The 15,288-nt window shown below is 62.7% G+C and carries 7 protein-coding genes and 1 pseudogene; 7 read left to right on the plus strand and 1 reads right to left on the minus strand.

Features of this window, described 5'->3' with window-relative positions:
* The first annotated feature begins 3 nt into the window (after positions 1-3).
* Positions 4-840 carry a carbohydrate ABC transporter permease gene (locus GE073_RS03475; protein WP_101808502.1) on the plus strand — a complete coding sequence of 279 codons (837 nt, stop codon included), beginning with the start codon at positions 4-6 and terminating at the stop codon, positions 838-840.
* A 39-nt stretch (positions 841-879) separates the two neighbouring features.
* On the plus strand, positions 880-3,012 hold the full coding sequence (locus GE073_RS03480) for a GH92 family glycosyl hydrolase (RefSeq protein ID WP_153782764.1): 2,133 nt from the start codon (positions 880-882) through the stop codon (positions 3,010-3,012).
* Between the two features lie 32 nt (positions 3,013-3,044).
* On the opposite strand, the gene GE073_RS03485 is transcribed toward GE073_RS03480, so the two are convergent.
* Positions 3,045-3,938 (minus strand): LysR family transcriptional regulator, encoded by an 894-nt coding sequence (locus GE073_RS03485; protein WP_153782765.1) that lies wholly within the window; start codon positions 3,936-3,938, stop codon positions 3,045-3,047.
* Positions 3,939-4,122: 184 nt separating this feature from the next.
* On the opposite strand from GE073_RS03485, the pseudogene GE073_RS03490 reads away from it, so the two are divergent.
* From GE073_RS03490 to GE073_RS03510, 5 genes and pseudogenes are all read left to right on the plus strand, one after another.
* A pseudogene (locus tag GE073_RS03490) lies at positions 4,123-4,635 on the plus strand (acyl-CoA thioesterase); the annotation flags it as partial.
* 386 nt (positions 4,636-5,021) lie between these two features.
* The gene (locus GE073_RS03495; protein WP_028600052.1) at positions 5,022-5,822 is read left to right on the plus strand and encodes a transporter substrate-binding domain-containing protein; all 801 of its coding nucleotides are present in this window, start codon (positions 5,022-5,024) and stop codon (positions 5,820-5,822) included.
* A 120-nt stretch (positions 5,823-5,942) separates the two neighbouring features.
* Positions 5,943-6,590 (plus strand): amino acid ABC transporter permease, encoded by a 648-nt coding sequence (locus tag GE073_RS03500; protein WP_153782766.1) that lies wholly within the window; start codon positions 5,943-5,945, stop codon positions 6,588-6,590.
* Positions 6,591-6,898: 308 nt separating this feature from the next.
* A complete protein-coding gene (locus tag GE073_RS03505; protein ID WP_194843257.1) occupies positions 6,899-14,143 on the plus strand; it encodes a sugar-binding protein in 7,245 nt (2,414 codons plus the stop codon).
* A gap of 49 nt (positions 14,144-14,192) precedes the next feature.
* Positions 14,193-15,215 (plus strand): S-layer homology domain-containing protein, encoded by a 1,023-nt coding sequence (locus GE073_RS03510; protein ID WP_153782768.1) that lies wholly within the window; start codon positions 14,193-14,195, stop codon positions 15,213-15,215.
* Positions 15,216-15,288: the final 73 nt, after the last annotated feature.

Below are 15,288 nucleotides of genomic sequence, written 5' to 3' on the forward strand. Positions count from 1 at the left end.
CGCATGACAGGAACGATTGGGTTGAATAAAACGAGCCGAGCTCTTCGATACATGCTGCTCCTTCTTTTCTCCGCCGTGTTCATGTTTCCGATGTATTTGGCGGTCGTCAACGCCCTCAACGATTGGTACGCCATGCCGACGATCGCTCCGGCGAGCTTCAAGCTGCAAAATTTTGTTGATGCCACGACGCTGATCGATTTTTGGAACTACGCCAAAAACTCGGTCATTCTCAGCGTCATATCGGTCGTGCTGTCGACGCTGTCGAGCGGGCTCGTCGGATACGCCTTCGCCCGCATCGCGGCGCCGGGACGCAACGTCATGTTCATGTTCGTCCTGTCCACGATGATGCTGCCGGCCATCGTGACGCAGATTCCCTCGTACATCCTCATCTTCAAGATCGGGCTGATCGATACGCTGTGGCCGTTCATCCTGTGGGCGATCGGCGGCAACGCGTTTTTCATCTTCCTGTACCGGCAGTTCTTCTCGGCGATCCCGGTCGAAATGGAGGAGGCGGCCCGCATCGACGGCTGCTCCATCTTCCGCACGTATTGGAACATCTTCCTGCCGATGTCGCTGCCGGTCGTCGCGACCGTGACGATCATGAACTTCCACGGCTCCTGGAACGACGTCATGGGTCCGTTCATGTACTTGCGGCCGGACAACTATACGCTGGCGACCGCGCTCAGCACGATCGGCTATACGGCGAGCGGCTCCAAGCAGATCATCCAGCAGGTATCCGTCGCGGCCGGACTGCTGCTGATGCTGCCGGTCGTCATTACCTTTTTCATGGGACAGCGCTATATCGTAGAGGGCATCGTCACGACCGGCGTCAAGGGCTGACTGTACGGCCGATCCGATCATGGAAACGAGGAATGCATCATGAACCATTCGCTAGCCGAGCTTGTCCGTCCTCATATCGGAGGCGTCGGCCATCTGCTCACCAGCACGTCGCCGGTGTCATCGCTGCCGCACGGCATGATGAAGCTGGCTCCGATCACGACTCCGGGCATGCCGGACCGCTATCTGGCCGATCATATCTACGGCTTCCCGGTCGGGCACGGCTGGCTCATGCCGGCCTGCGCGGCGGAAGCCGGGCAGGCGGCGGAGCTGCGCTCGCTGTACGACCATGAGCTGGAGACGGCGCGTCCGCATCGCTACGAGGCGCTGCTGGAGGACGAGGGCATCGCCGTCCAGCTGGCGGTGACCGCGCAGGCGGCGATCTATCGCTTCGTCTATCCGCCCGGCAGCAGCCGCGTCCTGTCGCTCGGCGCCCCGGACGGCATCGCGGCCGAGGCTGCGGCGACGGAGGAGGCGGCGGTCGGCGGCAAGCTCGGCGGGGCGCCGCTGTTCGCCGCGCTGCGCTTCTCCGAGCGCCCGCTGTCCGTCGAGCCGTGGTCGGGCGCCGGCAAGCGGGGCTTGCTGCTGCGCTTCGGACCGGCCGCCGACGGGGTGCTCGAGGTTCGGGTCGGGCTCTCGCAGATCGATGCGGAGCAGGCGCGCCGCAACCGCGAGCGCGAGGTCGCGGCGCTGACGCTCGAGCAGGCCGCCGCCGCCGCCGAGGCGGCATGGAACGACGCGCTCGGGCGCATCTCCGTCCGCGGCGGCACGGCGGCTCAGCAATCGGCGTACTATACCGCCTTGTACCGCTCGCTCCTGAACATGAGCGACGTGACGGAGGAGGGCCGCTACTACAGCGGCTGCGACGATGCCGTGCACGAGCTGCCCGACGATGCCTTTTATATCCGCGACCAGATGTGGGATGCCTATCGCTGCCACCATCCGCTGCAGCTGCTGCTCGACCCGCAGCGCAAGGAAGCGATGATCCGCTCCTACCTGCGCATGTATCAGCAGTGCGGCTGGCTGCCGCAGTTCCCGTATCCGCAGGGCGATCTGCCGATCATGACCGGCAACCATGCGGCGGCGATGATCTGGGACGCCTACGCCAAGGGGCTGCGCGGCTTCGATGCGGAGCTCGCCTACGAGGCGATGCGCAAAAACGCCATGGAAGTGACGATGCTGCCGTGGGTTCACGGGCCGCTGACCGAGCTTGACCGGGTCTACCTGGAGCAGGGATTTTTCCCGGCGCTGCGTCCCGGCGAGGCCGAGACGGTGCCCGAGGTAGACGGCTTCGAGCGGAGGCAGGCGGTCGCCGTGACGCTGGAGCATGCCTACGACGACTGGTGCGTGGCGCAGATGGCGCAGGCGCTCGGCAAGGAGGAGGACTATCGGCATTTCCTGGAGCGGGGCCAGAACTACCGTCATCTGTATCGTCCCGACATCGGCTTCATGGCGCCGCGCGCGGCCGATGGCAGCTGGATCGAGCCGTTCGATCCGAAGTTCGGGGGCGGCCTCGGCGGACGGGATTATTTCTCGGAGTGCAACGCCTGGATCTACTCGTTCCATGTCCAGCACGACATCGAGGGGCTGATCGGCCTCATGGGCGGACCGGAAGCGTTCGAGCAGAGGCTGGACCAGCTGTTCCAGGAGCCTTACGACGGCGCCAAATACCGTTTCCTGGGCCTGTTTCCGGACAGCACGGGCCTCATCGGCCAATACTGCCAGGGCAACGAGCCGGCGTTCCATATCCCGTATCTGTACAATTACACCCGCTCGCCGTGGAAGACGCAGCGCAGGCTGCGGCAGATCATGGACCTCTGGTACCACGATCATCCGCTCGGGCTGTGCGGCGACGAGGACAACGGAGCGCTGTCGTCCTGGTATGCGTTCAGCGCGATCGGCCTGTATCCGATCTGTCCGGGCAAGCCCTTCTATGAGATCGGCAGCCCGCTGTTCGAGGAGATCGACATCGCCCTGCCCGGCGGCGGGACGTTCCGCATCGCCGCGCGCGGCGCCTCGGCCCGGCGAAAGTACATCCAGTCGGCGATGCTGAACGGCGAGCCGCTGCATGTGCCGCGCATCGCGCATGACGCGCTCGCGGCGGGAGGGGAGCTCGTGCTGGAGATGGGCGAGCGCCCGAACCGCGCCTGGGGGCTCGGAGCGCCGCCATCCTGAGCGGCCTGAGCTGGCGTCTTGCGTCTCACGCCTTACGTCGCCGGCGGCCATTCCTGCTGCATGAACGCGATCCACTCCCGCGCGGCATAGCTCAGGTACTTGTCCTTTTTCCAGATCATGTTGAGGCTCCACAGCATCGTCGGCCGGACGACCGGGATGACGAGGAAGCGCTTCGGATCGAGCGAGCGGCGCATGCCGCCGGGCAGCAGCGTGATGCCGAACCGCGCTCCGACGAGCTGCACCATGAAGTCCCACTGCGAGCTCTCGAACACGATGTCCGGCTCGAACCCGACCTGCCTGCAGCCGTCGAGGATGAGATGATGAAGCGTGAACTCGTCGCGGAACAGCAGGAACGGCTCCCGCGCCAGCTCGCCGAGCTCGACGCTCTCGCGGCCCGCCGCCCAGTGGTCGCGCGGCGCGATGAGATGCAGCGGCTCGTCCAGGCACGGCAGCAGATGGAACTTCTCCTGCTGGGCCATCGGCAGGATGACGAGCCCGACGTCGAGATCGCCGCTGTCGACCTCCTCCTCGATCCGCTTGCCTCCGCGCTCGACGAGCTGCAGCCGGATCTGCGGATAGCGGCTGTGGAACCGCTCGATCAGCGAGGGAAATACATGCACGCCGATCATCGGCGGAATGCCGAGCCGCAGCGTGCCCTTGCGCGCCTGCGCGAGATCGTCGAGCTCGGCCGCCATCGCCTCGATCGAGCGCAGGATTCCCTGCGACGAGCGCAGGATCGTCTCGCCCGCATCGGTCAGCGCGATCTGCTTGGACGAGCGGTCGAACAGCGTCGCGCCCAGCTCCTCCTCGAGCAGGCGGACCATCTTGGACAGCGTCGGCTGCGTCACATGCAGCTCGCGGGCCGCCTTTGTAAAGCTGCCGTGCCGGGCGACGGCGGCGAAGTAGGTCAATTGCCGGATATCCAATGAAATCGTTCCGCCTTTCGTTCGTGACGCTCGGATTTACTATAGACATATGGAATGAAATCCATTCCTTATATGTATTTTATCTATAGTTTAATCGCGTGTACAATTAAGGGCACTTCCGGTCCAGGCCGGAACCAATCCGAACGAAAGAAGGGTTATGGCTATGATTCCCCACCACCAAGCGATGCCGGCCAAGCCGGCCAGCGATTCCTATACGATCAAAGCGTCGATCGTGCTGCCGCCCGACACGAACCATCACGGAACGATTTTCGGCGGCAAGCTGATGGCCTACATCGACGACGTCGCCACGATCGCCGCGACGCGCCATGCGCGCCGTCCGGTCGTCACCGCCTCGACCGACTCGGTCGATTTCCTGCACCCGGTCAAAAAAGGCGACGCGGTATGCCTGTCCGCCTTCGTGACCTGGGCGCACAAGACGTCGATGGAGATTTTCGTCCGCGTCGTCACGGAGGATCTGCTGTCCGGCGAGCGCAAAGTATGCGCGACGTCGTTCCTGACGTTCGTCGCGCTCGGCGAGGACGGCCGTCCGGCCGAGGTTGCGCCGGTCATCCCGGAGACGCTGGAGGAGCAGCGGCTGCATGAGACGGCCGCGGAGCGCAAGCAAGCGCGCCAGGTGCGGCGCAAGGAAAGCAAGCTGTTCGCCGAGGTGCTCGGCCCGGACTTCAGCCTGCGCAAGGCGAAGCAGACGCTGGACGAGAAGCGCGCGAGCCGTCCTCAGCGGGTCGGCGGGCGCTCGGCGGCGCGCGCCGGGCTGGAGCCGGCGGGCGCAAGGCTCGAGCCGCGGGAGGAGCCGGCGGCCGGCAGCGGCGCGCCCGCGGGTCCGCGGCCTGCCGGCCGCCTCGCGGCGGCCGACGCGCCTGCTCCGCGCCTGACGGAAGCGTACGCCAATGCCTGGGGCAGCGAGTGGTAGACAAGCTGCCGCGAATGTGGTCCATTTGCCCGCCGGGGCTGTCCGGCGGGCTTTTTTTTGAGCAAAACCCGCGTGCAGGGATTGAACTCCGAAAAATCTATGGTACGATCATGTTATATATTCTTACATTGATAGTCATAGGGGGATCGCTCATGAAGAAATGGACGACAGTCGGCATGATCGCGCTGCTTGGGGTGACGCTGGCGGCCTGCGGCGGCAACGAGGCGGCAAGCGGCGGAGAGACGCTGAAAATCGCCACCGATGCGAGCTACGCGCCGATGGAGAGCATGGACAAGGACAAGATCGTCGGCTTCGACGTCGACTTCCTCGATGCGGTCATGAAGGAAGCAGGGCTGAGCTACGAGCTGACGAACACCGGCTGGGACCCGCTGTTCGCCGATCTGGAGAAGGGCGAGAAGAGCGCCTACGACGCGGCGATCTCGGCGATCTCGATCAGCGACGACCGCAAAAAGACGTACGACTTCTCGATCCCGTACTTCGAGTCTGTGAACATGATCCTGACCAAGGAAGGCGCCGGAGTCAAGGACGCGCTGGAGCTGAAGGACAAAAAGGTCGCGGTCCAGGGCGCGACGACGGCCGAGGAGCTCATGAAGGGCATCATGGGGGACGGCAACACGGACCTCAAGCGCTTCGCCAGCAACGCCGAGGCGCTGCTCGAGCTGGACAAGGGCGGCGTCGACGCGGTCGTGGCCGACTTTGCCGTCGTGCAGGCTTATGTCGAGAACAATCCGGACAAGAAGTTCGACGCCATCTTTGACAAGACTAACTTCGCTCCGGAGTACTACGGCATCATGTTCCCCAAGGGGAGCGAGCTGAAGGCGAAGATCGACGCCGCCGTCGAGAAGGTGCGCGCGAGCGCCGAGTACAAGGAGATGTACAAGAAGTGGATCGGCGTCGAGCCGGACACGAGCGATCTCGTGAACGTCAAGTAGGACGAGCGGGCGGGAGGGACCGATCGGAGGCATGCGCGGGCGCAAGGCTGCGGCGCATGCCTCTTTTCGCGGCTGGGCTTCCCGCCCCGCGCCTCATCATCCAAGAGGGGAGAGCGGCTTGTGAAGTTCGATTTCGACATCGTGTGGGACTATCTGCCCCTGCTGCTGAGGGGCACGGGCATTACGATCGGCATTTCGCTGCTGTCCATCGCGCTTGGCGCGCTGCTCGGGCTCGGCATCAGCTTCGCCAAAATGTCGCGCCGCTGGTGGCTGCGCTGGCCGGCCAGCGCCTACATCAACTTTTTCCGCGGGACGCCGCTCATCCTGCAGATCATGATCACCCACTTCATGCTCGTGCCGATGGTGCTGGGCACGACGCATGCCTTCGCCGCCGCGATCGTCGCGCTGTCGCTCAACTCGGCCGCCTACACCGGCGAGATCTACCGGGCGGGCATCCAGTCGATCGATCCCGGCCAGGAGGAGGCGGCGCTGTCGCTCGGGCTGACGCGCTGGCAGTCGATGCGCTACGTCGTCCTGCCGCAGGCGGTCAAGCGGATGATCCCGGCGTTCGGCAACGAGTTCATCGTGCTCGTCAAGGACTCCTCGCTCGTCGCCTATATCGCCGTGCCCGAGCTCATGTACTGGAGCAACGCGATGAAAGGCCAGTATCTCAAAGTATGGGAGCCGTACATGACCGCGGCCATCATCTACTTCATCCTCACCTATCTGCTGAGCAAAGCGCTGCAGGCGGTGGAGAAGCGGGTGTAGCCGCCAGGACGCATGGAAGTAAAGACGCCTTCGACGAGGCGTCTTTTTTTTCGCCTGCGTTCGTCAAACCGTGCCTCCAATCCAATCGTTTTGCCTTAGAAAAGCGGAGGTTTACCCTATGTAAAGGCTTTCAAAGGAACGGTACGATGGGAATATCCGGCATGGGCCGCAAAGCGTGGCTATTGCCGTCGACAAGCATCGAAAGGGGGGGGCAGGACGAAGAAAAAAGACGCGAATGCGGCATGAATGCTGAAGGAAGGCGTCATGTCCATCCGATCCATCTCAACTCGAATCAGGGAGGAATGAAAATGTCGGGTAGAAAGAAGAGCGCTCATCGTTCGATGATGCTCGTCATGGCCTTCGCCATGCTCCTTTCCAGCTTGATGAGCGGGACAGGCCTGCAAGGGATCGCAAAAGCGGCGGAAAGCGGAGCCGGAGACCGCTTCACCAGCATCCTGTCGCCGGCGTATCGGTCTGAGATCACGGACGATACGATCGACATCGAGTTTTACAACCAGCTTGGCACCACGGCCAAGATTTATTCCCAAAAGCAGCCTGCCGATCTGGCAAGCGACAGCAACGGGACGAAGGAATTGGTGGGCGAGGTCGCCTTGACGAGCGGCAACGGCACGATTTCGTTCCCCGCCAGCCAATATCCGTACGGTCCCATTACGATTCGAATCCAGGTATTTCAAAATGGGGCGGAGCTCGACAACGCCTACCTGCAGCTGTACAACAAAGCCGGCGTGCGGTGGAAGCTCGGACTCGACGAAGCGCCCGCCAATCCGGTGACGGCAGGCATGGACGTCGTGTTCAGCGACGATTTCAAAACGATGCCGGCCATCAACAAAACCGGCATCGGAGCGAAGTACGCTTCGGCTAAAATCGACGAGGCGCGCGGCGGCATGTTCGGCTGGGGCGCATTCGAGGATTTCGACGGGCCTTACAATCCGTTCGCCATCCAGGACAACGAGCTGATGAAGCTGACGACGACCTATCACCCGACCGGCTATGTCCGCAACGACTATTGGGGACAGAAGATCAGCACCGGCTACCTGAGCTCGATGAACCAGGCGGGCGGAGGCTTCTACACGGAAGGCGGACGCAACCAGTATTTTGAAGCGAAGATGTTTTTCGGCGCCAATCCCGGCATGTGGCCGGCTTTCTGGACGTTAACCGCCAACGGTTATGTGCAGAACGCGAACTTGCCCAACGAGCCGAGCGATGAGATCGATATTATCGAAGGCTACATGGGCACGCCGGCCGGCTATCAGATCGCCTGGCATCCTTGGGGCTACGACAAAGGGCCGGCAGCCGGCTACGATGCTTCGAAGCTCGGCGGCGGAGCAAAGGTGGAGCTGGATGCGCCGGAATTCGGCAACATCAACCTGGCGATGGGATTCCATACGCTGGCCACCTACATCACGAAGGAATGGACGTACTACTACTGCGACAACATTCAAGTCGCGAAGCACAAGACGCTGCCGTTCAGCTGGGAGTACGGGAATTATTTCATCATCAACGCCGCTGTGTCGGACCACTACGGAATCAGCGACGGCAGCAGCGATCCTTTCGCCAATTTCGAGATGCCAGGCGGGTTTACCCGTTATGGCAATCAGGCGGAAACGTATATCGACTGGGTGCGCGTATACCAGGACGCGCCGGGAACGGTGCGCTTCGAGAGCGAGCAGGAGAAAAAAGCGCTCCCTGGCGACGTCGTGCGCGTCAAGGTCAGCCGCAACGCGGAGGCAAAGGCGCTTTCCGGCCACTACGCAGTAAGCGCTCCGGACGGATGGAAGATCATGGACGAGTCGGGAACGTTCATCCCGATGGCCGAGCCGCATGAAGTGGCGTTCGCCTCCGGATCCGACTCCGACGAGTTGGCCTTCCTCGTGCCTCAGGCCTACGAGACGACGGAATCGATCACGATCACGCCGACAGACAGCGCGGGCACCTCGTATCCGCCCATTGTCGTCAAAGCCAATGCGACGGGAACCGACGGCGAGCTGATTCGGGTCGACAGCTCGACCTATCCGTACCGCAGCTTGTCGGGCGAGCAGGCCGGAGCATGGAGCAGCTATGATCCCGCGGCCAACGAGGAGCAATACTTCAACGTCGTCGGCGGAGGCTGGTGGCGCGACAGCTGGAGCTGGATGTATGTCCGCAACGAGCCGCAGTCCGACATGCAGTTCAAGTTCAACGGCATATCCGCTGCGGTGGAGCTGATGCAGTGCAGCACCTGCGGCGAAGTCGACATCCTGGTCGACGGCCAGTTCAAGCAGCGCGTCAATTTGAGCAGCGGCGAGGAAAAATCGGTTCGGGCCTATGAAATCGACGGGCTAGAGAACGGCGATCATACGTTGAATGTAAAAGGCACCGATTCTTCCGCTGTGCCTGGAGGCTCTTACATTCGCATCGTAGGATTTGAATACCGTCATCTCGAGGATCCCAATCTGGCCAAATTCACGGCGGATCAAACGATATTTTCGGCAGGGCCCGGAGATGAGCTGACCGTGAATATCCAGCGCAACGGCGCCGCAGGAACACGCTTCGGCAGCTATGAGCTTGAGTTCCCCTCGGAAGGCTGGCTGGTCAAGCAAAACGGAGAGTTCAAGCCGCTCACGAGCCAAAGCTTCACGACGAATCGTTATGCCGATTCGATTATCGTGAAAGTGCCCGCTGCCTATACGAAGAAGTCAGGGGTCTTGACCATTACGCCGACGGCGAGCGACGGCTCCTACAAGCCGATCAAGGTCTTGATGCGGGCGCCTGACGCTCCGGAAGCGCCGGCGATTACAGGCGATCAGATCCGTTCGATCAATTCGGCGGCCTATCCGTATGTGTCGCTGTCCGGGGGCTCTGCGGGAAGCTGGAACGAGTTCAAGCGCAGCTCCCAGCCGACGTATCCGTTCACCTTCAACGGCAACTGGTGGAGCGACAACTGGAGCTGGATGTATATCAATGCCGGAATAGGCGATTCGTTGAAATTCGAGTTCGAAGGAGACGCGGTCGCGCTGTATGCCCGCTATTTCGACGGGGGCAAAAGCTTCGACATCTACCTCGACGGAGAGAAGCAGGCCTCGGTCGACAGCGCCGGCACCAGCGGGAAAAAGCGGGTGTTCAGCAAAAGCGGACTTGGCGCAGGCTACCATATGGTGGAGCTGAGAGCGACTTCGTCCGGAAGCATCGCGATCGAGGGCTTCGAATACAACTATGCGCCGTCGACGCAGCCGCGCACGATCGACGTCAACAGCTCGACCTATCCTTACCGCAGCAAGGACGGCGGCTCGAGCGGCAGCTGGGCCAACTTCAATCCCGCGACCCAGAACAAGGCTTATTTTACGGCCAACGGAGGCTGGTGGAGCGACAACTGGGGCTGGATGTACAACCATTCCCAGAGCGGGAACGACGGACAGAGCGTAAAGTTCGACTTCAAAGGCACGGCGGTATCGGTCTTCATGAGAACCTATGACGAAGGCGGCCTGCTGGACGCTTACCTGGACGGCGAGTTCCTCCAGACGATCGACTCCAAAAGCGCCGTGAATGACAGCAACGCCAAGGTGCTGGAACGCACGGGCCTGCACGGCGGCAATCATGTGCTGGAGCTCAAGGTCAAAGGAGACGACAGCCGCGGGGACGTCGTCGTCACCGGGTTCCGCTACGTCGATGATCCGACCGCGGTCGTAGCCGGGTTCAGCGCGCCCGAGACGCTGAACGTGACGCAAGGAGAGCAGGCGTCGTTCGCGATCACGCGGGACGAAGCGGCGCAGCAGCTGTCCGGCACGTACAGCGTGGCTTTCCCGTCCCAGGGCTGGTCCGTCCTCTCCGGAGGAAGCTTTGCGGCAGGCCAGGCAACCGATACGATCGTCGTGCAGGTGCCGGAATCCTATACGCTTCAATCCGGAAAGATCAAGATCACGCCCAAGGCTGGCGGCAACGTCTATCCGCAGCTGTCGGTCGGGATCGTCGCCCCGAAGCAGGCGCTGCCGAATCTCGTCACCTTGCTGTCTCCGGCTTACCGGGCGGAGATCGAAGGGCAGACGGAGCTCGAATTCACGGCTCCAGGGGGCTACGCGACGGCCAAGGCCTATATGCTGCATCAGCCGGATGCGGCTCATCCGGACCCGGGCGGCTACATCGTCGAGCTCGCTTCGGTGACGCTGGACCCTGAAGGAAAGGGCTCGTTCGCGTTCGATGCCGACGAGTTCCCCCATGGCCCGACCGCGGTCAAGGTGAAGGCGTTCAAGTCGGACGGAACGGAGATCGAGGATTACTTCCAGTTCTACAACAACGGCGGGGTCGAATGGAATATCGGCCTCGACAGCGCGGCGCTGCCGGCGGAGCTGCAAGGGAACGGCCTGCAGGTGACGTTCGCGGACGACTTCAAGACGATGCCGACGATTTCGGCCACGGGCAAGACGGCCGGCGGCGTCCGCACGACCTATACGTCCCACAAGCCGGACTATCAGGATTACGGCGGCGCCTTGTTCGCCAAATTCGAGAGCGAGTACAATCCGTTCTCGCAAGTGGAAGACTATCTGCGCATCAAGACGACCTATTATGAAGACAAGCTGCCGGCCAGCGTGGACGGCTATCAGCGCAACTTCACGACGGGATTCCTGAGCTCGGTCGGCGACGACGGCGTCGGATTCCGCACGCAGCCGTATACGGAGCAGTATTTGGAAACGCGCTTTTTCGTCGGAGCGAACCCGCTGCAATGGCCGGCATTCTGGACGCTGACCGGCGTCGGAGACGTGCATACGGACGAGCTGGACATCATCGAGGCTTACTTGCCGACGACATCCGGCTATAATATCGCGACTCATCCTTGGGGCTACGAGTATGCGCAGGATACGGACGGCAAGTCCGTGAACACGGTCCAGCTGCTCGGCAGCGATGCCGGCAATATCGCGATGGGATTCCATACGTATGCCGTCCACGTCGCCGAGGAGTATACGACGTATTATTTCGACAACAAGCAGGTGTACCGGGAAAAGACGCTTCCGCTCTCCTGGCGGAAAGGGAACTACTTCCTAGTCAACAACGCCATCACGAACAATACCGATTCGTATGCGCCGGGTTATGGATTCGACCGCTACGGGTACGAATCGGACATGTACATCGACTGGGTGCGCGTGTATGAGAATCCGTCGAATCGTCCAAGCGTCATTTTTGACACGGCGGCTTACAGTCCGGTCTCCTTCACGCCCGGCAGCGATCTGGCCGTCGAGATCAATCGCGTGACGGACGGAGCCAAGGCGCTCTCCGGCACGTACGACATCGAGCTGCCGCAAGGCTGGAGCGTCGTGTCGGGCGGATCGTTCGCAGCGGGAGCAGCCAAGGATACGATCGTGCTGCATGTGCCCGAGAGCTCCATCAAAAAAGAGGAGCGGCTGCAGATCACTCCGGTCGCGGCCGACGGCACGCGGTACAAGGCGCGTTCGCTGCTGGCGAAAAACAGCGCCGATTCGCTCGGCATCGAAATCTATCCGGCCCTGAAAGCCGATGGAACCGGCTACGAGGTGAAGGTCGAGCTGTCCAACAAGCGCAGCTCCGGCACTCTTGAAGCCGGTACGGTGCAAGTGACCGCGCCATCCGGATCGGCCGGCAGCTATCCGTTCGATTCGATCGAGGCCGGAGCGAAGCAGACGGTGACGATCCCGGCTCCGTCGCTCAACCCGGACAGCCGGACCTCATTCACCTTCCGCATTACGAACGGGGACGGCTACGACCAGACGTTGACCAAGCCGCTGTCCAGCCTGACGGCGACCCGCGTCAACGCGGACGCTCCGATCGAGGTGAACGGCGTCATCGACCCGGCTCAGTGGGCGGGGGCGGCGGGGACGCAGCTGCAGTCGGTCACGTTTGACGGCTCGCCAGCTACGGAGAGCGACCGCTCGGGGAAACAGCTCGTAAAATGGGACGATCAATACTTGTATCTGGCGCTGGAAGTGAAGGATGACGTCCACAGCATGAATGCGGCCAATGTGGGCGAAGCCTGGGGAGCGGACAGCCTGCAGGTGTCGTTCGATCCGGAGCGGAAAACCCGTGTCGATCAGGATACGGACCATCCGAGATTCATCGCTTCGTACAATGCGGCCACCGGCGTCTCCGCGCTCGGCGTCGAGAGCTGGGGACCGGTTGCGGGCGGCAATCTAAATGACATCCGCTACAAATTCAGCCGCGATGAAGCGGCCGGCAAGACGTATTACGTCATCGCCTTCCCCTGGGACGCCGTCTTGACCGACAGCCAGAAGCCGGCCGCCGCGAATGCGACGAATCTCGGACTCTCGGTGCTGGTGAACGACAATGACGGAAACGGACGCGAAGGCTATCTGCGGTATATGGACGGCATCGGCTCCGGCAAAAGTCCGACGAAATTCGGCGATCTGCTGCTCTCCTCCCAATCGTCGCTTCAGACCGGCGGCGGCACGGAGCAGCCCGAGGAGCTGGTCGGCAAGCTGACCGCTCCCGCCTCGGCTCGGATCGGCCAGCCGTTTGAATGGACCGTCGGCATCGACGGCGTCAGCGAGCCGTTCTCCGTCATCGACGTCACGCTGGCGTATGATGCCTCCAAGCTCGCCTTCGAGACCGTCGCCGCGGAGGACGGCAAGCTCGCCTTGGCGGAGGGGGCCGCGGCTTCCCTCCTCGACGGACTGCAGCTGATCGGCAGCGCCGTCAAGCCCGAGCAGGGCCAGCTCCGTCTGCTGCTGGCGAGCACGGGCGCAGCGATCGACCAAGGCGGCGATCTGCTGCGGCTGCGCGGCTCGGTCAAAGCCGGTGCCGGAACCGGGACGGCCGCCGTCTCGCTCCTCGCGCTGTCGACGGCAGGAGATGATAGCGCGACGGCCAATGTCGCCGGAAGCGCCGCGTCGATCGCGATCGTCGACGTCGACCGCAGCGCGCTGGGCGCCGCGATCGCCAGCGCGCAAGCGCGGCATGACAGCGCTGTCGAAGGCACGGCGGCGGGACAGTACCCTGTCGGAGCCAAGGCGGAGCTGCAAACGGCAATCGACGCCGCGGCGGCCGTATACGGCAATGCTTCGGCGACGCAAGCCGAGCTGAATGCAGCCGCAGCGGCGCTTGCCGATGCCGTCAGCCTGTTCACCGGCAAGGTCATCGTCGGCTCGGCGGATAAGACGGCTCTGGCCGCCGCCGTCAATGCGGCCAAAGCCAAGGCGAGCAAGGCCAAGGAAGGCACGAAGGTCGGCCAATACGCCGTCGGCTCCAAGGCGGTTCTGCAAGCGGCGATCGACAGCGCCTCCGCCGTCAGCGGCGATCCAGCCGCGACTCAGGCGCAGGTGGATCAGGCCAAAAGCGCGATCGAGTCGGCGCATCAGACGTTTTTGACCCGCATCATTACGCTCGTCCCGGGTCAAACAAGCGTGACGGTCAAGGATTTGGCCCTGCTGGTCAAAGCCTTCGGCAAAAAATCGACCGATGCCGGCTGGCAGGATGTCGCAGCTGCCGATTTGTTTGACTCCGGGGAGATTACGATTCAAGCGCTCGCGGCCGTCGCGCGCCTCATCCTGGACGACTGGCTGGCGGAGTAGGGCATCATTCACCTACGGATGACAAGACCAAAATAGGAGGAATGCAACGATGCCGCGTCTAGCTATGCTGCTTGTCTTGTCGTTCGTCCTGCTGCTCGGAGCGCGGCCGTCCTATGCGGCGGCTTCTCCGGCCTACTCGCTGAAGGCTTCCGTTTCTCCCTCCGGAGACATTCAAGTCGTGCTGCGAGGCGAGAATTTGACCGATCTCTATGCCTTCGACGCGACGCTGTCCTATGATACGGCAAGGCTTCGGTTCAAAAAAGCGGCCAGCGCCATGCCGGGCATGTCGACCGCTCCGATCGAAAGCGAAGGGACGGTCCGCTTCGCGCATACGATGATCGGGCCTGTCGCCGGAAAAAAAGGCTCGACCGAGCTGGCGACGCTGCTCTTTGAGCCGGTCGGCACAGGCACAGCGCGCATCTCCCTCGCGAGCTTGAAGACGGTCGACTCGGCGCTGAAGATGGAAACGGTCTCCGTATCGGCGGCCGTCTCCATCCCGGTCGCCTCGACGGCCGCATCGTTCCGCGACGTCGACGCGAAGTGGAGCTGGGCGGCAGAAGCAATCTCGGAGCTGTCGAAGCTCGGCATCGTCAACGGAACGGGCCAAGGCCTGTTCGAGCCGGGCAAGCCGGTCAAGCGCGGGGATCTGGCCTTGATGGCCGTGCGCGCCTTCGGCATCGAGGGCGGCGCTGCGGCAGAAGCGTTTCCTGACGTAACTCCGGGCAAGTATTATGCTTCGGCCATCGGAAGCTTGCGCGCGGCCGGCATCCTGAACGGCGACGCGGATGGCCGGTTTCGGCCGGAGTCCCCGGTGACGCGGCAGGAGCTGATGACGATGCTGGACCGCGCGCTGGCGACGATCGGCCGGCCGCTCGCCGAGTCCGATGCGCAAGCGGCGCTGGCGGCATTTTCGGACCGGGACGCCTTGTCCGCCTATGCGATCGAGCCGGCCGCTCGTCTCGTCTCCTCCGGAATCGTGAAGGGGAGCCGCGACCGGCTCATGCCGCAAGCCTCGACGACGCGGGCCGAGCTGGCCGTGCTGCTGCACCGGATGCTGGCGATGATGGGCTAAGGGCTGAGAATGTAGGTGGAGACGCATCTCTTGGATGGACATTGGCAAGCCATGACGGCTGCTCCAATGAATC

This window comes from Paenibacillus sp. B01, from assembly GCF_009649995.1.
Classification (GTDB): domain Bacteria; phylum Bacillota; class Bacilli; order Paenibacillales; family Paenibacillaceae; genus Paenibacillus_O; species Paenibacillus_O pasadenensis.

Bases quoted from the DNA above. Each gene is read 5' to 3' on its own strand.
- GE073_RS03475 (WP_101808502.1), top strand. From the start codon at position 4: ATGACAGGAACGATTGGGTTGAATAAAACGAGCCGAGCTCTTCGATAC.
- GE073_RS03480 (WP_153782764.1), top strand. From the start codon at position 880: ATGAACCATTCGCTAGCCGAGCTTGTCCGTCCTCATATCGGAGGCGTC.
- GE073_RS03495 (WP_028600052.1), top strand. From the start codon at position 5,022: ATGAAGAAATGGACGACAGTCGGCATGATCGCGCTGCTTGGGGTGACG.
- GE073_RS03505 (WP_194843257.1), top strand. From the start codon at position 6,899: ATGTCGGGTAGAAAGAAGAGCGCTCATCGTTCGATGATGCTCGTCATG.
- GE073_RS03510 (WP_153782768.1), top strand. From the start codon at position 14,193: ATGCCGCGTCTAGCTATGCTGCTTGTCTTGTCGTTCGTCCTGCTGCTC.